Annotated in this window: 18 protein-coding genes and 1 riboswitch; of the genes, 8 read left to right on the top strand and 10 right to left on the bottom strand. The window is 60.7% G+C overall.

The genetic code is table 11. The features are described 5' to 3' along the window. The first annotated feature begins 181 nt into the window (after nt 1–181). Complete coding sequence (locus tag KHO30_RS03130) at nt 182–502, top strand: DUF4148 domain-containing protein (protein ID WP_211700018.1); 321 nt, start codon at nt 182–184, stop codon at nt 500–502. Nucleotides 503–630: 128 nt separating this feature from the next. Here KHO30_RS03130 and KHO30_RS03125 read toward each other — a convergent pair whose 3' ends face one another. Continuing rightward, a complete protein-coding gene (locus KHO30_RS03125) occupies nt 631–1,155 on the bottom strand; it encodes a thioesterase family protein (RefSeq protein WP_200657951.1) in 525 nt (174 codons plus the stop codon). Between the two features lie 362 nt (nt 1,156–1,517). On the opposite strand from KHO30_RS03125, the gene KHO30_RS03120 reads away from it, so the two are divergent. Further along, a complete protein-coding gene (locus tag KHO30_RS03120) occupies nt 1,518–2,237 on the top strand; it encodes an ABC transporter substrate-binding protein (protein WP_244863923.1) in 720 nt (239 codons plus the stop codon). Nucleotides 2,238–2,248: 11 nt separating this feature from the next. Here the strand turns inward: KHO30_RS03120 and KHO30_RS03115 are convergent, their stop codons facing one another. From KHO30_RS03115 to KHO30_RS03095, 5 genes are all read right to left on the bottom strand, one after another. Further along, entirely contained in the window at nt 2,249–2,623 is a 375-nt protein-coding gene (locus KHO30_RS03115; RefSeq protein ID WP_093634138.1) for a tautomerase family protein, read from the bottom strand. 98 nt (nt 2,624–2,721) lie between these two features. Continuing rightward, nucleotides 2,722–3,522 (bottom strand): acetoacetate decarboxylase family protein, encoded by an 801-nt coding sequence (locus tag KHO30_RS03110; RefSeq protein ID WP_211700017.1) that lies wholly within the window; start codon nt 3,520–3,522, stop codon nt 2,722–2,724. A gap of 233 nt (nt 3,523–3,755) precedes the next feature. Further along, nucleotides 3,756–5,183: a methyl-accepting chemotaxis protein gene (locus KHO30_RS03105; RefSeq protein WP_211700016.1), complete on the bottom strand. Its 1,428-nt coding sequence runs from the start codon at nt 5,181–5,183 to the stop codon at nt 3,756–3,758. A 153-nt stretch (nt 5,184–5,336) separates the two neighbouring features. Next, a complete protein-coding gene (locus KHO30_RS03100; protein ID WP_211700015.1) occupies nt 5,337–6,401 on the bottom strand; it encodes a DUF1571 domain-containing protein in 1,065 nt (354 codons plus the stop codon). Next, nucleotides 6,341–7,144, bottom strand: a complete 804-nt coding sequence (locus tag KHO30_RS03095) for an anti-sigma factor family protein (RefSeq protein WP_211700014.1) — start codon at nt 7,142–7,144, stop codon at nt 6,341–6,343. The genes KHO30_RS03100 and KHO30_RS03095 overlap by 61 nt, the downstream gene beginning before the upstream one ends. Nucleotides 7,145–7,342: 198 nt before the next feature. On the opposite strand from KHO30_RS03095, the gene KHO30_RS03090 reads away from it, so the two are divergent. Continuing rightward, nucleotides 7,343–8,098, top strand: a complete 756-nt coding sequence (locus tag KHO30_RS03090) for a hypothetical protein (RefSeq protein WP_211700013.1) — start codon at nt 7,343–7,345, stop codon at nt 8,096–8,098. Between the two features lie 42 nt (nt 8,099–8,140). On the opposite strand, the gene KHO30_RS03085 is transcribed toward KHO30_RS03090, so the two are convergent. The 4 genes from KHO30_RS03085 to KHO30_RS03070 all read right to left on the bottom strand — a co-directional run bounded on the left by KHO30_RS03085 (nt 8,141) and on the right by KHO30_RS03070 (nt 13,312). Then, on the bottom strand, nt 8,141–10,600 hold the full coding sequence (locus tag KHO30_RS03085) for a putative bifunctional diguanylate cyclase/phosphodiesterase (protein ID WP_211700012.1): 2,460 nt from the start codon (nt 10,598–10,600) through the stop codon (nt 8,141–8,143). 279 nt (nt 10,601–10,879) lie between these two features. Further along, entirely contained in the window at nt 10,880–11,470 is a 591-nt protein-coding gene (locus KHO30_RS03080) for a TMEM165/GDT1 family protein (protein ID WP_093634427.1), read from the bottom strand. 10 nt (nt 11,471–11,480) lie between these two features. Next, nucleotides 11,481–11,668, bottom strand: a riboswitch (yybP-ykoY riboswitch). 206 nt (nt 11,669–11,874) lie between these two features. Next, entirely contained in the window at nt 11,875–12,474 is a 600-nt protein-coding gene (locus tag KHO30_RS03075) for an NADPH-dependent F420 reductase (protein ID WP_211700011.1), read from the bottom strand. Between the two features lie 103 nt (nt 12,475–12,577). After that, nucleotides 12,578–13,312 (bottom strand): SDR family NAD(P)-dependent oxidoreductase, encoded by a 735-nt coding sequence (locus tag KHO30_RS03070; protein ID WP_159001710.1) that lies wholly within the window; start codon nt 13,310–13,312, stop codon nt 12,578–12,580. Nucleotides 13,313–13,444: 132 nt separating this feature from the next. On the opposite strand from KHO30_RS03070, the gene KHO30_RS03065 reads away from it, so the two are divergent. The 5 genes from KHO30_RS03065 (at nt 13,445) to KHO30_RS03045 (ending at nt 18,630) form a co-directional block, all read left to right on the top strand. Beyond that, on the top strand, nt 13,445–14,023 hold the full coding sequence (locus KHO30_RS03065; protein ID WP_211700010.1) for a TetR/AcrR family transcriptional regulator: 579 nt from the start codon (nt 13,445–13,447) through the stop codon (nt 14,021–14,023). Nucleotides 14,024–14,101: 78 nt separating this feature from the next. Beyond that, on the top strand, nt 14,102–15,250 hold the full coding sequence (locus KHO30_RS03060) for a porin (RefSeq protein ID WP_093634148.1): 1,149 nt from the start codon (nt 14,102–14,104) through the stop codon (nt 15,248–15,250). A 2-nt stretch (nt 15,251–15,252) separates the two neighbouring features. Further along, nucleotides 15,253–15,939 (top strand): ABC transporter ATP-binding protein, encoded by a 687-nt coding sequence (locus KHO30_RS03055; RefSeq protein ID WP_244179334.1) that lies wholly within the window; start codon nt 15,253–15,255, stop codon nt 15,937–15,939. 76 nt (nt 15,940–16,015) lie between these two features. Next, on the top strand, nt 16,016–16,918 hold the full coding sequence (locus tag KHO30_RS03050) for an ABC transporter substrate-binding protein (protein WP_244863922.1): 903 nt from the start codon (nt 16,016–16,018) through the stop codon (nt 16,916–16,918). Then, on the top strand, nt 16,918–18,630 hold the full coding sequence (locus KHO30_RS03045; protein ID WP_211700009.1) for an ABC transporter permease: 1,713 nt from the start codon (nt 16,918–16,920) through the stop codon (nt 18,628–18,630). Before KHO30_RS03050 ends, KHO30_RS03045 begins: the two co-directional genes overlap by 1 nt. Nucleotides 18,631–18,660 lie beyond the last annotated feature (30 nt).

Genomic DNA, 18,660 nt, shown 5'->3' with positions numbered 1-18,660 from the left:
CAAGAGCCTTTCAGCGTTATGCCTCCTCGCCTCCTCGCGGTTAACCCCTGTATCCCTGTCGACGTCTCATCGATTACGGTTCGAGCGTTCCCCATGCGAAGAGACACGTTCTTCTCAGGAACCAACCCAAATGGACCGTGAGCAGTCTCACGCCGCCTAACGCATCCATACGGAGATACGTATGAAGTTCAAGCAACTGTCTGTTTTTGTTGTTTCAGCAGGTATGGCTTTGAGTCTCCTCGCACTTCCGACGTTGCAAGCTCATGCAGCGACAACCGATGCCGGCGCCTCCGAAAGTGCGATGTCGAAGCAGGAGATGAAGGCGCAAAAGAAGGCCGACCGCAAGGCGCGCCGCGCGAAGAAAAATGCCGAGCTCAGTAAGCTGGAAAAGAACGGGTATAACCCGGCGGGAGATCAAACGAACTATCCGCAGAATCTGCAGAATGCCCAGCAGAAGGCGAATGGTCAAAAGCCTACCAACGCACCTGCGGTCGCACCTTGACGCTTTACGCGTACTGAATCGCACGCGTGGTCAAGCTGATGATGGCTCGAGTCGCGCGGGCGATCGAACAGGATCGTGGGTAGCCTGCCGTCGTGTAACGGCCTCCACCTCTGCCCACAAAAAGAAGACTACGTAAGCGCCATCCCTCCTTCGGCCTCACTCCACCTCGCAACCCATCCGGGCAACTCCGGCGACGGCTGCGTAATCTCCGACAGTTCCAGCAACTCGGCAGTCGTCACAACACCGCCACTTCGCTTCAGGAACCGTGCTCGCACAACGGCCAATGCGACCTGCACGTCATCACGCACGAACCCTTGCTCGATGAAAATGTGCTTCTCATCCCAACCGATAACGCGAGTCTGGACGTTATAGCGGTCGCCAAGCTCGAGCGACCGATGAAAACGCATCGTTTCCAGTGTGACGACTGGATACCAGCCTTGTGCCTTCAATTGCCGCCACAGACCACTACGCATCATCAGATCGACGCGCGCCAGATCGAGGATCGTAAAGTAGCGGCCGTTGTTCATATGGAGCAAGACATCGAGGTCATTGAGCCACACTCGAAACGGCGTGACACACGTGTCGAGCACCTGCAGCCGGCTCCGGCCACGACTGGTGATTAACAAAAGCAGCAAACGAATTAGTAGGCTCATGCGAAAACCCGGTGATAGGAACGCGCCGCGCGCGGCACAAAAGCGTGAATGGTAGTCGCGCAGATAAAATCCGGGATACAGAGGGCGAGGCAAATCTGTAGAACATTCCCTCGAAAAGATGCGGCATGCAGTGGTGAATCACGACGTAGGGATATGTTGCCGGCGCACGCGCTTCGCCAAATGCCCGGATAATATCGCTCTGGCACGCTAATCAAGGGCACCTCAAGATGACAAAGCCTTCAATCACAAAACGCCGTAGCGGCATGGTCAAAACATTGGCGGCCTTAATGGCGTCAAGTGCGGTCTTGTCCGTACCTGTTCCCACGCCCGCTGTCGCGCAAACGAAAGATGCGAGCGCATCGATGGCAAGCGTGTTCGCGCCGAGCGGCACGCTGCGCGCGTCGATCAATCTCGGCAATCCGATTCTGGCCAATCTTGATCCGGCAACGGGCAAACCGGTCGGCGTGTCTGTCGATCTCGCTACCGAGCTCGCCAAACGACTTGGCGTACCGCTGCAACTGATCGCGGTCAAGTCAGCGGGTGAATCGGTTGAGAACGTGAATCAGGACAAGGCAGACATCGGGTTCTTCGCTGTCGATCCGAAGCGCGGACAGGAAATCGCCTTCACCAAACCGTACGTGCTGATCGAAGGCTTTTATCTCGTACGCGACACCTCGCCGATCACCACCAACGAGGCTGTCGATCAACCCGGCGTGACGGTCGCAGTCGGCAAGGGTAGCGCCTACGACCTGTTTCTGACGCGCGAACTCCATCACGCGACAATCGTCCGGATTCCAACTTCACCGGCGGTTGTGCAGGGATTTCTGGATCAGCATCTGGACGTGGCTGCAGGCGTCAAGCAACAGCTCGAAAAAGACGCCGCCAAAGCGGGCGGATTGCGGTTGCTGGACCAGCGCTTCATGGTGATCCGTCAGGCGATGGGTGTGCCAAAAGCCAAGGGCGATGAAGCGGCCATGTATCTGTCGAAGTTCGTTGAAGATATGAAGACGTCGGGCTTCGTCGCGGCGTCATTGGCGCGGCATCACATCGCCGGTGCGGAAGTCGCAGGCAACGACGAGTAGCGCCCCCCATCCTATTCGTTCGCGACGTCCGGCATGACCTGTCCCATCTCCATCGCCTGACTGGCCGGTACGTCCTGAATGCCGATGACAATCTGGTCATCGGGCGCTCCCGTCGCGGTCTGAAACAGTTTCCAAAGACGCTGTATCAACTCGCGCTTGTACTCAGGTGGCCGTCCGGCCCGCATCAAAAGCGTGAGCGCGGCGGTTGCCGCCGGTTCTCCGGCGGTGAACCCGCTGCCCGGCGCATAGTCCTGAAACACAATATGCACCCAGTTTTTTGGCACGCCCGCGAATTCGGAATGCAGGTTAGTCAGCTCCATCGCGAGCTTGGCCTTGGCGTCACTGCTTAGTGCGCCGTTCTGAGTAGTCAAGGTGTAGAGCGGCATGAGAGCGACTCCTGGACTGATGTTTCACGGGCGCTCGCATCGAAGAAAGCGCCTCTCTTAACCGGACCCTCTGCCAACGCATAGGGGCACCCAGACGATTACTCGACGTAGTTCTTCAGAATGCGCAGGTCGGTCACGGAGTACGCCATACCGAGCCGATAGCCCCGGCCGACGCGCACGGGCGCAATCAGGTTCATGTCCTCACCGGCGACTTCGGGAATCTTCAGTTCCGCCGACCCGGCCCAGACATCCACGATCGCAAGATTATCTGTGAGCGACATGGTCAGTTCATCGACCGGTGGTTTCTCCTGAAGTCCCGCTGCGAGCTGAGGAAAATAACGGCGCATCGTCGTTGGCCGGTTGAACACGGTCGTCGGGTCAGCAACGGGTTCTTCGAGCTGGATGCGGGCGGTCGCCAGCCGCTCTCCATGCGCGGACACACTCGCGCCGAAGCGGCTTCCTTTAGCAAGCGGCGCCGCTGCCAGACTCGGCGCGGAGAAACTGCGAGTCTGGTAGACGCTGGCGAGTTTCTTTGGAAAGCCCTGCGCCCATCCGCGGGCGATGGCGGCGTCGTTATCGACGAAGATATATGGGCAGTAGTTGACCGGAACACCGTCGAAGACCGCCTCGACCAGAACGAAAGCCTCGCGGTATTGATAGCGTGCCGGGTCTGTCACCTCGTCATTGGAACCCGTGAACTGCCAATCCAGAAACCAGAAGAAGGCCCGGCCGCCGGATTTCTCGTCCACCGTGACGCCCGGCGGGAGGAGCGCCGCGATCGCTTTCTGATCGGTCCAGTATTCGATGGCGAGACAGTCGCTGGAATAGTGCCACGGCGGCAGCGTCGCCAGTGCGGACTTTCCTTGCGGAGTGATAGGGACCGAAAACGCTTTAGGCATCTCGCTTCTCCTTGATCGGCGCGACGAAAGTCGCTATACGTGGAATCCATGCGTGTCCTCCGGACGCCGCGTATCAGTTGACGCAGACCGTTCGAGGACACAACGCGCGGTCAGAATGCGATCCGCCGTAGCGCTCGATCCGGCACGCCGCGCGAGAGCTAATAGTGCCGTGTCCCGCCTGCTACCGCTTTCGAAATCGCACGGCCGCGCAGCAGTTGTGCCCGCTCTCAGGATCAGTTCACGTCGTGCTCGACAAGGAATATCGACATTGCCTCACGCAAAGTCCGCGCTTTCTCCCGCAAACTGGCCGACGCCGAAGCGACGCCCTTCACGTGTTCGACATCGCGCTCCAGCATCGCGTCCATCTCGCCCATGCCTTGACTGAACCGATCGACATCGTGGCTCTGGGCATCACTCGACGCGCTGATGTGCTCGATCAACTTGGCCACGTCTCCCACATTGCCGACAACGTGTTGCATGGCCGTGCCGGCGCGTGTCGCGAGCGTCGAGCCGTGCTCGACACGCTGTAAAGAATCGCCAATCAGGCCTTTGATTTCACGCGCAGCGCTCGCGCTCCGATGCGCGAGCGTACGGACCTCTTCGGCCACCACCGAGAAACCCCGTCCGTGGCTGCCCGCACGGGCCGCTTCGACCGACGCATTGAGCGCGAGAAGATTCGTCTGAAACGCAATGCTCTCGATCATCGTGATCATGTCGCCCATTCGATGCACGGCGTCATTAATCTCAGTCATCTTATCGACGACTTCGCTGACAACCTGTTCGCTTTGCCGTGCCGCGACTGAGGTTTGCCGCGCGAGGCTGTTTGCCGATGCCGCATGTTCCGCGCTTTCCCTCACCCGTTGCGCGATCTGCTCCATCGCCGTGTTGGTCGCGTTGAGCGTTTCAGCTTGCGTGCTGAATTGCTGCGACAAGGTGTGGTTTCCGGAAGCGATGTCGTCCGATGAAACAGCCATCTGGTCGATCGTCGTGGTGATGCCTCGCATCGCGTCGTGGATGGCGTTGAGTGTGTCCTTGAAGGTGCGGCTGCTGGTACCGTTGAGCTTCATCGGCGGAAGACGCAGGTCGAATTTGCCCTCTTGCTGTGAAAGGTTTTCGCCAAGAACGGCCAGCTCCCGGCCCGTCTGTGCATCGGCTTTCATATGCCATGCAATGAAAATCAGCAACCCGGCCTGGACGACTACATAGGCTGCATGCGTCAGCACGGTCGACCACGCGGGCTCGGTGAAGCAATAGACGTCCAATCCGGCAAGCTGGAGATAGTTGAACGAGAAGTGGTGCACCGCGATGACGCCGGCGGCGCAGAGAATCGGTCGCCAGTCCCGATAGGCCAGCAGGAACGACATCAGCACAAAGACGCCAAAGTGCAATTCAGTCAGACCGTGCACCTGATGAATCTGCAACGCAGCGAATGTCATCAGACTGGCCGCGAGGAAGAGACGCGTCACGAGTGCGCCTGCGCGCCAGTAAGTTAGCGTCGAGGCGATCACGACGGTAGGCAATCCGACCCACAGTACGGCGCGCAAGTTGTAGTCGCGTATCGCCAACAAGCAGGAGATCGCGAACAGGGCCCATACGACAACGAGCATGAGCCGGTCGGCCTTCACGTAAACCGTGTGCAACAACTCGTCTGGCTGTTTCATGCGGGTCTCTCAGTATCTATTTTTATTGGCCTGGTGCGGCCGCGCGCTCGCCGAATATTCTGCGGACAACGGCTTGAGCGCGCGATTGTTGACGTGGGGCCTCGTCCACGCACAATGCACCTGCATAACGGCATGCGTGACCGATTCTTTAGATCAATGGAAACCGTACTCTGGGTTACGTCGGTCGAAAATCGAATCGCTCCAGTGGTGAGGGACGACGTCTTCGAAACGGATCATCTCCACCTGGTCGCCGCGTTCGTTCCATGCAGCTTCACCACTGGGCCAGGAGTGCTGCAGATCGAATAGCAGTCTCACGCGCTGCGCATAGTGCGCTGGCGGCCCCGACGGTGCGGTCCATGTCCATGCAAGCAAGCGTGCGCCGTGCACGTTCATCAGTTCGATGCGGGTCGGTTTTTCAGTCAGGCCCTCTTCACGAAAGCTGTGGGCATCGTGCTCGATGGTGCGTGCAATGTACTGCAGGCCGAGATCGCGGACACTATGGCGGGACTGGGTGTGCGCGAACGCGCCGTCGACGGCGACCTTGCCCGAGACGATACGCAGCGCTCCGCCCAGATGGGCGACGATGCTATCAGGATCCCTTGTTTCGTCGTAGAGAATCTCCTGTCCTGCATGGGCGCCGTCGGGTAGCCATTTTGCGTAGACTTTTCGAGGGTTGTCCTGGTAGCGGACAACCATGTGATCGGGCCGATCGGACCATCTTCCGGATATCCGCTCCTGGCGGAACATCCTGTATTCGCAGGCGTCGCCGGGAACCATGTCGGACCTCGCGTACTCGACGAAGGCATCCGGCTTCATTGCGTCCATCAACGAAAGGATCTGAGCGTCGGTGAGGGGCAGAAGCGAGCGGCTTTCAATCCACGTTCGCAACGAAGCCGCCTGATCGCGAGCCGCGAGACACCGGAACCGATTGACGTCCACACTCACGGTATCCGACGTGGCAACATCGGCGCATCCCGCCGACGTGCGGGATGAAGCCAGTGCAATCGGGCTATTAGATTGGGCGTGAATGTCCGTTGAGACAAACAGGCATGTCAACGCGAACGCGCACAGCAAGGTCCGCACGGTTGCCTGCCAACCTGCGGCAAGCACCGAGCTTCGGCTTGCTGGGTGGTCGGAAATACGCGCTCCGCAAAACATCATGGGTTCAAACCGCCGCTGGTTTCCCGGCTTCTGAACGCCCGCCCGAGCATGCTGCATGCGTCGACCGCCATGGATCGCAATTGCACCTCTGAGACGAGGCCAGTCAGCGCGCATCCCGTCCCCTGACTCTCCCAGTAGAACGTGCTGCGATTGCCGTCACGAAACAGGCGGAACACCGTCGCGTCCTTTGGAACCCCTGCAACGTACATCGTGAGCCGGGCGCCTGCCGTGTTCTGATACATGAACTGCGCGGCAGGGCCGGATTCGCCGGGCAGCAAGCGGCCGCCAATCAGCGAAAAGCCGTATTCCCGAAGCGAAGGCACCGACAAGCGCTGACCGAGGCGCCGTGACAGCCAGTCGACCAGTTGATCGCGTTGCGGCGCCGCTACTTCTACGGGGTGGCGTTGCTCAGGCGCGTACACCGCGAAAGCGATGTCGGCGCGCTTCGCGAACACGGGTGAATCAGCCGCGATATTCGTCGACATCCAGCCTGGTACTGAGCCGAGCGCCACGCCCATCGCCACGCACGATGCCGCCACGCCGGCCTGTTGCCACCATGACGTACGGTGGCGCACGACGATACAGCGCGCATCGTCGTGCGGTTCTCCGAACAGTGCTGTCAGCGCGGCTTTTTGCGCGCGGTAGTTCGCCACGCGCTCGGCCGCCCGAGGGTTGGTCGTCAGTCGAACGAGCGTGGTCTCGTGCTCCCTGGCGGACAGTTCATCGTCGGCAAACGCCGATAGCGGCCGCAAATCCGGGTCGCCCAGGCCTCGCCTCGTTCGGTCTCCATGGTCGTTCATGGTTCGTTTCAAACTTCCCCCAAGCAGATGCCGCGTGATGATGGAACGTCGCGCAGAGCGCCATGCATCATTTCTAGCGTCGACACCCCGAATAAACGTACGGCGGGGCCGCTATATTCCATCAGGAACTGCGCGCAAGGTGGAATAGACGCCCCTGCAAAATCGTTTAGACGACATATGAACCACCGGCAGACTTCGATGAGCACTCGACAACAGCACGTCATCCGTTCTGTCAGCGCAGGGCTGCTAATTGCATCCGTTGCGTTGTTCGCTGGCTGCGGCGGCGGAGGCGGTGGAAGTAGCGCAAGCAGCGTGTCGATGGTTTCGATCGCCGGTACGGCGGCAACCGGCAAGGCGCTCGCGAACGCGACGATCAGCATCAACTGCGCGCGGGGCTCGATGTCGGTCACAGCAGATGCGAGCGGAAACTACCGCGCGGCATTCAGCGCAGCGATGCCGTGCATGATCGCTGCGACTTCGGGCGGGACGACGCTGCACTCCGCAGCGTTCGCCGGCGGCACGTTCAACGTCACGCCGGAGACGGATCTGATGTTGTCGTATCTGGCGGCGCAACTCGGTACGAATGAAAGCGGGCTGATCGCCGGCTTCGCGACTAACACGCAATTTCAGCAGACGCTGCAGAATCAGACGAACGTTCTGACTGCGCAGGCCGCTGTCGTCCAGAACCTGCAGCAAAAGTACAGTGTTACGCTTTCCACCGCCAATTTTCTGACCACCGCATTCACTGTCGGTCAGCCAGGCGAGGACAGCGATCTCGAAGCGCTCCTCTCTCTTGGCGCAATCGACGCCAATGGAGAACCGGACGCGGCCGCCGTCTCACTTATCGCGACGACGGGGGCCGCACATCCGATTGCGACGTCGCCAAATACCGGCGCAAACGGGACCGGTGGAACCGGGGTAGGCGGTACGGGAAGCACGGGCGGAATGATGTGAGACGACAGCACACATGCTCAACCGACACCACCCGCAAATGGGTCAGGTCAATTCCACGGTGAAGTCACCCGCAGAATGGCTGCGGCTGGAATCGGGCGAACTCGTGCGAAACAGCGCGATGAACTCCTCTGCAGGCAGAGGCCGTGAGAAAAGATAGCCCTGTCCCGCCTGGCACGACCATTCCCGAAGCAGTCTTGCCTGCTCACTCGTTTCAATCCCCTCGGCCGTGACTGACAGTCCAAGAGACTGCGCCATGGAAATCACAGCACGAACGATCGCATCGTCTTCCGCACTCGTGCCAATGCCCTGAACAAAGGATCGATCGATTTTCAGCACATCCAGCGGCAGCCTGCGAAGATAACTGAGCGATGAATAGCCCGTACCAAAGTCGTCGATTGCGATTGTGACGCCAAAGTCTTTCAGCTTCTGGAGCGTCTCGATACTCTTTTCGGTATCCCGCATGATCAGACCCTCCGTGACCTCCAGTTTCAGCGAGGCTGCCTCGATGTGAGCGTTGGAGAGCGCCGCAGCCACGTCGGCAACGAGGTGGGGATCATCGAACTGCCGAGGCGAGAGATTGACGCTAATCTGCAGCGGTGGTTCTGTTGGGAACTCCCGTTGCCAGCGGGCGACTTGCAGGCACGCCTCTTCCAGTACGTATCGTCCGAGCGGAATAATCAGGCCGCTCTCTTCTGCAATCGCAATGAACTCGGACGGCGGCAACAAACCTCGCGTGGGGTGCTGCCACCGCACGAGCGCTTCCATTTCCCGGAACCCTGCCTCCTGAAGCTGCATGATGGGCTGGAAATACACGCGTAGATCGCGATGCTCGATCGCGTAACGCAGGTCCGTTTCAATCTCCAGCTTCTTGACTGCTTCAGCGTGCATGTTCTCTTCGAAAACCACGTAACGACCCTTTCCACCGTTCTTGGCTCGGTACATCGCAACGTCGGCGTCCCGCAACAACGTGTCAGCATCGCCGCGGCCGCGGCCCGCGTGCGCGAATGCCAAGCCGACGCTCGCGCTGACGATGTACTGCTTGTTGTCGAGATCGAACGGCTGACTGAATTGCGCAAGAATGTTGTCCGCGACCAGGGTGCCTTCGCTCGTCGCTTCGCTGCCCAAGTGTTCCAGCAGGATGACGAACTCGTCTCCGCCCAGTCGCGCGACTGTGTCAGTCGGACGAACACATCCTTCGAGACGCTTGGCCGCTGCGATCAGCAGCCGGTCTCCCACGTGATGTCCGAGACTGTCGTTCACCCGCTTGAAGTTGTCCAGGTCGATGAAAACGACGCCGATCATCGCATTGCGCTCACGCGCGCGAGCTTCGGCCTGGCTAATACGATCGAGCAGCAGTGCGCGGTTCGGTAACGAGGTGAGCGTATCGTAGAACGCCCGTCGCGCCAGTTGCTCCTCGAAGTTCTTTCTTTCGGTGGTGTCGCTCGCGGTCGCCACGATTGCGCCGACGGCTGGTTCGTCGAGCAGATTCGTCAAGGTAAGCTGAATATAGCGCCACGCGTCGCCTTCGCCTCGAGTACGGATCTCGATGGATTTCGTGGATCGAGCCGTCGACGATACGGTCTCCAACAGGCCCTGCAGCGTGGGACGGTCGATGGGATGAATCGGATCGAGCAGACTGGTGCCGACGAGCTGGCCCATGTTCTTCAAGGGGTCCGGTCGTCGCGTCGGCGCCTCGTAAGTCACAGTCCCGTTGACGTCGGAAACGAGTATCGCATCCGACGTGTTGGCGACAAGCGCCTGCAACCTCTGTTCGCTCGTGCGCAGCGCGTTCTGAGCCGCCGCGTCCACGTTCTTGCGAATGCGCCGCAGCATCTGAAGAAACAGCAGCGCGAGCCCCACGCCGATCGCCAGCACTACAGGGGTCGATATCAGGACGACCCGTTGTACGGCAACGAGCCGTTCGAGCTGCTTCGTCGCATCGTCGCGGTGCTGTGCTGCTGCTGCGAGAACCTTTTGCTCGATATCGTCGAAGAGCGGGTCGGCCGAGTCCTCGTCGATCTGATTGGCTCTGGCGATATCGTGATCGTCGACGGCCTTGAACATCGGCTTGGCGAACGATCGATACTTCGCGTGCTTCTCCAGCAGGCCGCGCAGCATCGCGCTGCTGTCAGGCTCAAGTGTCATTGCCTTCTTTAGCGCCGCGTCGAGTGCTTCACCGGCCTCGCGGTGCTCGCGAAGAACCTCTGGGCGTGGGTCCTGGAAGTACTTGCGCTCGGCCGATTCCTCCCACGCAACGCTATAGCGGGCTTCCTCGAAAGCGTTATCCGCCTCGTTGGCGGCTTGCGCGGCGAAACCGGCACTCAAACTTTCATACGCGCCCCAGAAGGCCAGGAGCGGCACACTCAACAGAACGAGGACGAGACCAAATACTGCCGTGCGGCGCGCGGGGGGCACGTTCGACGACGTCTGCTCAACTTGGTCTTCTGCTGCGTTGCGTCGCCATAGATATCGACGCCTTTGGGTGCCCTTCTGTCTGGTCACGATTGCTCCGATGTGGAACGGCACGTCGACCAGGTGACCTGTTCGAGCAGGTTGAGCGGAAGGAAACTGAAAGTGTCAGTCCGCCCGTAGACGACGTGCGCATCCGGAAGTCGTGATCCGACGCATCGCTCGGTTCGTTCGTTGACTCCGAACCGAGCAAATGACGGACGACTCCGATCCCGGTCCACGTTATGTCGGACCACCGCTTATTAACGGCACGCTCCGGTTTTTTCTAAAGGTCTCGCGTGGGTGGACTGCAGTGCGCGCGTCAGTCGCGAACTAGAACAGCGGATGCGCTTGCGGATACAGCGCGGTCCTGAGGGCGAGGCCACCAAGGACAACGAAGATGATCGCGGCCAGAATGTGGACCGCCTTTGTTGGCAGGCGATCCGCAAATTTGTGTCCAAGGTAGATGACGGGCACATTTGCCAACATCATGCCGAGCGTCGTGCCGGCAACCACACCGAAAAACTCGTGAAAGCGCGCCGCCAGAGCAATCGTGACGATTTGGGTTTTATCGCCCATCTCGGCGAGAAAGAATGTGAGCGCGGTTGTGCCGAACACACCCATCGAGTTTTTCGTCAGAACCGCGTCGGCGTCGTCCAGCTTGTCCGGAACGAGAATCCACACCGCCATCACGGCGAACGACGCGACAACCGCCCAATTCAGAATGCCTGGACTCAGAACGCTCGCAAGCCACGCGCCGAGTGCGCCAGATGCACCATGGTTGATGAGGGTAGCGGCAAAAACACCAAGGATGATGGGGATGGGCTTGCGATATCGCGCTGCCAGAACCAGGGACAGAAGCTGAGTCTTGTCGCCGATTTCAGCAAGGCCGACCACACTGGTCGAAATGAGGAAGGATTGCATGGGGGTTGTTGTATCCGGGCCGCGCAGAAAAAACGCGATGACGCGCATTCCGGCGACCCGGTTAGGTCGGAATGCGAGTCATCGGTCTTGCCAGGCATTTAGCTGCACACGCCATAGCGGGTCTTTCGACTCGCCAAGTATGTTGACGTGCGCCCTCGAACATGGCGTTCGAGGCGGCTACTCCCCAATGAGCAGGCGCGATTCTATCGCGCCATGTGTTGCAGAGGCAAGTCGCCACAATAGCGCCTCTCGCAATCGAGCATTGCTGCGTGCGCCAATTATTACGAATGCCTTTCGCGCGCGATATGTTCGCCTCTTTCTTTGGGGAGTCGTCCGCTCCTACCCATAAGCGCCCGCGTCCACATCGAAGCGCGTGGCCGCTGTGACTTCGTCGTGAGGCGCCGCTATTTGAACTTGACGAGATCCTTGAAGATCAGTTGACCCCAGGTATTCCCTCTGCCTTGGACAAGCAAGCCGCCATCCTTAAGCGGTCCTAGCGAAATCGGCGCGAAACCGAGTTGTTCGGCCAAAGCAGCGACCGGTGCCACCGCATTTTCGTCATCGCTCGACAAAAACACGACGCGGCTGCCGCCATTCACGCTCGGATCAGCGGCCAGAACGGCAGCGGGCAGGTGGTTAAAGCCCTTTACGAACCTGGCACCGGTAAACGCTTTGGCGACAACCGCAGCCGACGGCTGACCTTCCAGATCTTCAACGGGAACACCGAAACCATTTGTCGTGTCGATGATCGTCTTGCCCTGCCAGGTTGGGATCTGCTTCGCGACTTCGCGATGTTCCCAAAACGGAACCGCGAGGAAGATCGTGTCGGACGCGATTGCATCCTGCAGCGTCCCGGGGACAACGGTGGAGCCGATCGCTCGTGCTTGTTCCATCAACGCCTCGGGAGGGCGCCGGCTGGCGACGGTCACATCGATGTTCTTTCTTGCAAACGCTCGGGCGAGTGCCTGGCCTATCGCGCCAAAGCCAATAATCGAATAGTTCATGCGAACTCTCCATTCAGTACTGTAAGGAATCCAAATTTATCGACACAAATCAGATCATCTTTGTCGAGTTGAAAGGTCCTTCTACGCGCCTTTCGGCGCGATTTCAGATGGCCGAGAAGCCGCCGTCGACAGACAACTCCACCCCATTCACGAAGCTCGAATCATCTGACGCAAGAAACAGCGCGACCGTCGCAATTTCCTCAGGACGACCCATCTTTCCCCGCGGGATCAGGGATTCGAACATCCGCTTCGCCTCCTCGGTGAGAACCTGGTCCTGCATCGGTGTGGCGATCGGCCCCGGGCTCAGCACGTTCACCCGGATATTCCTGCCCCTCAGTTCGTTAAGCCAAGTGCGTGCGAATGAGCGCAACGCCGCCTTGCTCGCCGCATACACGCCATAACCAGGGAAACCTTTCACCGAAGCAACTGACCCGGTCATGAAGATCGACCCGCCATCGTTGAACAGCGGCAACGCCTTCTGAACCGCAAACAGCGTTCCGCGCGTATTCAGACCGAAGGTCGCATCGAAGTGCTGCTCGGTAATCTCGCCCAGTGGGACGGCTTCGCCCGTGCCTGCGCTCGCGAACAGGATGTCGATCTTGCCCTTTTCCCGCTTGACTGTATCGAACAGGCGGTCGAGGTCGTCCAGATTGGCCCCGTCGCCGCGCACGCCGGTCACGTTCCGGCCAATCAGTTTGACGGCCTCGTCGAGCGCCTCCTGCCTCCGGCCCGTGATGAAGACATAGGCGCCTTCTTCAACGAACCGCTTGGCGCTCGCCAGCGCCATGCCGCTTGATCCACCCGTGATGACTGCAACCTTACCCTCGAGCTTTCCCATGACAACTCCTTTCGTGGTGTGTCGTACTGCGCCTCTGTTCCCATTGGCACAAATGTGCTGTATCTTGTGGATCACTGATCCGGATACAGGTTCATTATATTCGGATCACTGATCCGTTTGTCAAGGCAATTTATGCGAGCTGACGCCAGAAAGAATTACGACCATCTCATTGCAGTCGCGCGTGACGTCGTCACCGAGCATGGTGCCGACGCGTCCATGCGAGATATCGCCCGCCGGGCCGACGTCGGGTTGGCCACACTATTTCGCCATTTCCCGACACGAGAAGCCTTGTTCGAAGCGTTGCTGCGCATGAAAGTGGACGAACTGATACAGCAGGCGGCCGAACTCGAAACGTCGAATCCACCTGACGAAGCGCTGGTGTCCTGGTTTCGCGAAGGGGTTGCATTCGTTCGTACCTATAACGGTATCTGCGCCTTGTTTGCGACCGCGCACGCGGACCCGGACTCCGCGCTTCATGCTTCGAGCACAGCGCTGCGTTCAGCGGGCGCGCGACTACTGGTCCGCGCTCAAGCCGAGGGAACGGCGCGCGCCGATATCGATGGAGTCGACCTGTTCGCCCTGATGTCGGCGTTCGGCTGGCTCGTCGGCCAGCCCGGATTCGCGCCACGAGGGGATCATCTCTTTCACGTTATTACGGGCGCCATCCTGACAAATGGGTCGAGCAACGATGTCAAGAAGGCAGCGTTCTAGCGGCCCTCCTGTCACGCTGGTGACTTAAGGCCCGCTTACATTCGTGGCTCACATTTAATCCCAAAGAGGACACAATCCGTGAACCACTCCTACCGCACTACGGCGGTAGGCTGCTGTCTGGCCGTCTGCGCCAGCCTGTCTGCCTACGCACATGCCGACGAATCACCCGCCATTTCCGGCTCGTCTGTCACGCTCTACGGTATCGTCGATACCGGTCTTGAATATCTCACCAGCGCATCGTCGTCGAAAGGCGAGACGCATAGCGTCACCCGTCTGACGTCCGGCGATATGTCCGGCTCGCGCTGGGGCATCACCGGCACCGAAGATCTCGGCGGCGGCTCACGCACCTTCTTCCTGCTCGAAAGCGGCATCAACGTCGATAGCGGCGCCCTGCTGCAAGGCGGCCGCGAGTTCGGCCGGCTCGCCTATGTAGGCATCGCGAACGACACCTGGGGCTCGTTCTCGCTGGGCCGCCAGGGCGGCCTGTTCCTCGACTGGGTCAGCGAATACAACCCGCTGAAGAACGCGGTCTATGCCATCAAGATGCAAGACCCGGCATTCTCGGACCGGCTCGACAACACCGCTCGCTATGAAAAACGCTTCGGCGAACTGACGGCGATCGTGCAATACAGCTTCGGCTACGACGCGGTCACGTATGGCCCGCAGCCGGCCGGCGACACGCGTTTTGCCCGGGTGATCGAAGGCGGCCTGCGTTATAAGCACGGCCCGTTCAGCGCGACGCTCGTGTACGACCAGAAAAATGGCGGCAGCACGAGTCCCACAGCCGCGCATACCTCGAAGGTCGGCGGCTACGAAGGCGATACGGACCGCCGCGTGTCGTTCGCAGCAAGCTACAAAATTTCCACGGTCACGACTTACGCCGGCTACCGATACCTCGATTCGCATGCGGTGCACCTGAGCACGCTGAGCACATCGCCCGTTGAAGCAACCAGCCTCTACTGGCTCGGCGCAACCTGGCTAGCGCAGCCTAACCTCGCGCTCTCCAGCACGGCGATGTACCAGAACTTCTACGGCACGTCGCGCGACCCATGGTCGTTCCAGGTTGATGCGGACTACTTCCTGTCCAAGCGTACCGACCTGTATCTGAACCTCGCGTACGCGCTGAACCGCAACGGCTCGAACCTGGGTCTGAACGGCTTCGGCACGGACGTCGTGGCCGGCAAGAACCAGTTCGGTCTGATGGCCGGCATCCGCCACAAGTTCTAAGCATGCAGATGAACGACGCGAGCGTATCGATCCACTTGCGCGGACTTCGTCAGCGTTTCGGTGAGCAGACCGTGCTCGACGGCATCGATCTCGACGTGCCGGCGGGCACGACGCTCGCGCTGCTTGGGCCGTCCGGCTGCGGCAAGAGCACCCTGCTCAAGCTGTTGGCCGGGCTGCTGCGTCCGGACGAGGGCTGTGTGATGTTCGGCGGCGAGACCGTGGCCGATCCATCGCACTGTGTGCCGCCGGAAGCACGCGACCTCGGCATGGTGTTCCAGGACTACGCGCTCTGGCCGCACATGACGGTAGCGGGCAACGTGTCGTTTCCGCTGGAAATGCGCGGGGTGCCGCGCGCCGAGCGGATTGCTGCGGTCGCACAAGCGCTGGCGCGTGTCGGCCTCGAACAGATGGCCGCGCGCCGCCCGTCGGCGCTTTCCGGTGGCCAGCAGCAGCGCGTCGCGCTGGCACGCGCGATCGTCGCGCGTCCACGCGTGTTGCTGTTCGACGAACCGCTCTCGAATCTCGACGCGCAATTACGCGCCACCCTCTGCGACGACATTCGCACCGTCCTCGCGCAACTCGGCACGACCGCCGTGTACGTGACCCACGATCGCAGCGAAGCCGATGCGCTCGCGCACACGATCGTCACGCTTGCGCAGGGACGTGTAGCGCAGACTGTCCATCGATAACGGAATCGCTACAATGTATAAGCTACTTTCTTCTATCGTTTGTTCCCTTTTCCTCGCCTTCGGGCCGATTACTTCCGTGCACGCGCTTACTGTCTACACTGCCGGTCCTGGCAATCTCAGCAAAAAACTCGCGCAAGGTTTCGAGCGCAAAACCGGCGTCAAAGTCGACCTGTTTCAGGCCACGACCGGCAAGGTGATGGCGCGCATCGAGGCGGAATCGAGCAACCCGCACGCTGACGTCCTGATTTCCGCATCTTGGGATACGGCCCAGGATCTCGAGCGGCGCGGCTGGCTCGCCCCCTACACGAGCCCGAATGCGGCACACGTGCCGCCCATGTTCAAGGCGCCGTCTTACGTCGCGCAAGGTATCTCGGCGCTTGGCATCGTCTGGAATACACGCGCGGGCAAGCCCGAGCCGCACGACTGGCGCGATCTCGCCGCGCCCGAATATCGCAATCAGGTGACCACGCCGAATCCTGCGCTGTCGGGTGCCTCGCTCGATCTGCTATTGGGCCTGCAGGACCGGCTCGGCGAAGCCGCATGGACACTATTCGACAGCCTGCACAAGAACGGCATGCTCGTGCTCGGGCCGAATGCGCAGGCGATCAATCCGGTGCTTCAAGGGGCAAAATCAGCCGTGTTCGGCGCGGTCGATTACGTCGCGTACGGCGCGGCGGCCAGCGGCGAATCGGTCAAGGTGATCTTCCCGAGCAGCGGCACGGTGATCGCGCCGCGGCCGATGATGATCCTCAAATCGTCGCATGCTCAGGCGGACGCCCGGGCGTTTGTCGACTACGTGCTGTCCGACGAGGGTCAGCAACTGGTCGCCGCCGCCTACCTGATTCCCGCGCGCGAAGACATCGATTCGCCGCGGCCGCGTTTGAAAGACCTGAAACTGCTGCCGCAGGACGACGGCAGCAATACGAAGTCGCGAGCCGAGGTTCTGTCACGCTTTAACGCGCTGTTCGGCGAACACTGATGGCCAGCGTGATCGCGCAACGCGGCCTCGCGCGACGCGGGTGGCGGTTGGGGCGCGTCGGGCGCACCGCCGCGCTTGGCACGCTGTTCGTCACATTGGGGCTGCTGGTTGCGTTGCCCATCGCATTCGTCGCGTTGCAGGCGATCTTTCCGCAGTTGAATCACGGCTCCTTTGCGCATCCCTTTGCGGCGATCCGTTCGACGCTTACGCAATCCGACACGTGGCCGCTGCTCGGCAACACATTGCGTTTCGGCGTCGCTGTCGCGCTGGCGAGCATCGCTTTAGGCGTGCCGCTCGGCGCGCTGCGTGGCTTGACGCGATTGCCGGCCGCGCGACTATGGGATTTGCTGTTTCTCGCGCCGTTTCTGATTCCGCCGTATCTCGCGGCACTGGGCTGGATGTTGCTTCTGCAGCCGCACGGGTATCTCCAGCAACTGGCCGGCTTCGATCTCGGCGGTTATCTGTTTTCGTTCGCAGGCATTGCGCTCACGATGACACTGAGCGTGTTTCCAGTGGTGTATTTCGCCGTCTCGCGCGCGTTGATGTCGACCGGCGGCCGGCTCGCACAGGTCGCTCGGGTATGCGGCGCCACGCCATGGCGTGCGTTCGTGCGCATCACGCTGCCGCTCGCCGCGCCGGCGATTACCGCCAGCACCTTGCTCGCCTTCACCATGGCGATCGAAGAATTCGGCATTCCGTCCGCACTTGGCGCGCGTGCCGACTTCAGTTTGCTCGTGACATCGATTGAAGCGCGTTTCTCCGATTGGCCGATCGATCTGTCCGGCGCAGCGGTGCTCTCTGCGTTGCTCGCGCTCACCGCGCTTGCGGCCTTTATTGCGCAACGGCGTCTGCTCGCCGGCCGCGACTTCGATACGCAAACAGGCAAGCCGGTTGCCAGCGATCCGTTCGAACTCGGTCGCTGGCGGTGGCCGGTTTTGTTGCTGTTCGGCGCGGCGGCGTTCTGTACGACGATTGCGCCGCTCGGCGCGATCGTGGCGACGTCTTTCGTGCGTACGCTGTCGGGCGGCTTGAGCGTGTCCAATCTGACGCTCGCGCATTTCGCAGCGATCGCCTCGGTGGGCGAAGGCGCCGGCGCCCTGTTCACGAGTCTCGGTCTGGCCGCAGCGACCGCCGTGTTGACAGGGACACTGGGGTTTCTGGCTGCGTGGATCATCATCAAAACGCGCACGCCTGGACGCGCTGCGCTCGACGGCCTCACGCTGCTGCCCCATGCGATGCCCGGCATCGTGGTCGGCGTCGGTTTGATCCTCGCTTGGAATCTGCCCTTCTGGCCCATCACGCCGTACAACACGTGGGCCATTCTCCTGCTGTCGTATAGCTGCCTGCTGCTGCCCTATCCGGTGCGTTATGCGAGTGCGGCGCTGCGGCAGATCGGCGGCAGCCTCGAGGCCGCGGCACGCGTGCATGGCGCAACTGAAGCCCGCGTGCTGTGGCGCATCGTCTTGCCGCTGGTGGCCCCGCCGCTCGCGGCGTCGATGATGATCGTCTTCGCGGTGGCATCGCGCGAACTCGTGACCTCGCTGCTGCTCTCGCCAAGCGGCGTGCAAACCGCGTCCGTATTCATCTGGCAGCAGTTCGAGCAGGGTTCGATCGGGGACGGTATGGCGATGGGCACGTTGATGCTGGTGATCAGCGGCGCCGTGCTTGCGCTGGCGTCGTTTTGGACACGGCGTCTAGACGTGCTGCCTTGAATCGCGCCGCGCCGACGACCGAGGTTCGTC

Source organism: Paraburkholderia aspalathi (genome assembly GCF_905220735.1).
GTDB lineage: Bacteria > Pseudomonadota > Gammaproteobacteria > Burkholderiales > Burkholderiaceae > Paraburkholderia > Paraburkholderia aspalathi.
This window is presented reverse-complemented; position numbering and strand designations above follow the sequence as displayed.

Coding starts and splice junctions, on each gene's coding strand:
- KHO30_RS03130 (WP_211700018.1), top strand. CDS start 182: ATGAAGTTCAAGCAACTGTCTGTTTTTGTTGTTTCAGCAGGTATGGCT.
- KHO30_RS03125 (WP_200657951.1), bottom strand. CDS start 1,155: ATGAGCCTACTAATTCGTTTGCTGCTTTTGTTAATCACCAGTCGTGGC.
- KHO30_RS03120 (WP_244863923.1), top strand. CDS start 1,518: ATGGCAAGCGTGTTCGCGCCGAGCGGCACGCTGCGCGCGTCGATCAAT.
- KHO30_RS03115 (WP_093634138.1), bottom strand. CDS start 2,623: ATGCCGCTCTACACCTTGACTACTCAGAACGGCGCACTAAGCAGTGAC.
- KHO30_RS03110 (WP_211700017.1), bottom strand. CDS start 3,522: ATGCCTAAAGCGTTTTCGGTCCCTATCACTCCGCAAGGAAAGTCCGCA.
- KHO30_RS03105 (WP_211700016.1), bottom strand. CDS start 5,183: ATGAAACAGCCAGACGAGTTGTTGCACACGGTTTACGTGAAGGCCGAC.
- KHO30_RS03100 (WP_211700015.1), bottom strand. CDS start 6,401: ATGCAGCATGCTCGGGCGGGCGTTCAGAAGCCGGGAAACCAGCGGCGG.
- KHO30_RS03095 (WP_211700014.1), bottom strand. CDS start 7,144: ATGAACGACCATGGAGACCGAACGAGGCGAGGCCTGGGCGACCCGGAT.
- KHO30_RS03090 (WP_211700013.1), top strand. CDS start 7,343: ATGAGCACTCGACAACAGCACGTCATCCGTTCTGTCAGCGCAGGGCTG.
- KHO30_RS03080 (WP_093634427.1), bottom strand. CDS start 11,470: ATGCAATCCTTCCTCATTTCGACCAGTGTGGTCGGCCTTGCTGAAATC.
- KHO30_RS03075 (WP_211700011.1), bottom strand. CDS start 12,474: ATGAACTATTCGATTATTGGCTTTGGCGCGATAGGCCAGGCACTCGCC.
- KHO30_RS03070 (WP_159001710.1), bottom strand. CDS start 13,312: ATGGGAAAGCTCGAGGGTAAGGTTGCAGTCATCACGGGTGGATCAAGC.
- KHO30_RS03065 (WP_211700010.1), top strand. CDS start 13,445: ATGCGAGCTGACGCCAGAAAGAATTACGACCATCTCATTGCAGTCGCG.
- KHO30_RS03055 (WP_244179334.1), top strand. CDS start 15,253: ATGCAGATGAACGACGCGAGCGTATCGATCCACTTGCGCGGACTTCGT.
- KHO30_RS03045 (WP_211700009.1), top strand. CDS start 16,918: ATGGCCAGCGTGATCGCGCAACGCGGCCTCGCGCGACGCGGGTGGCGG.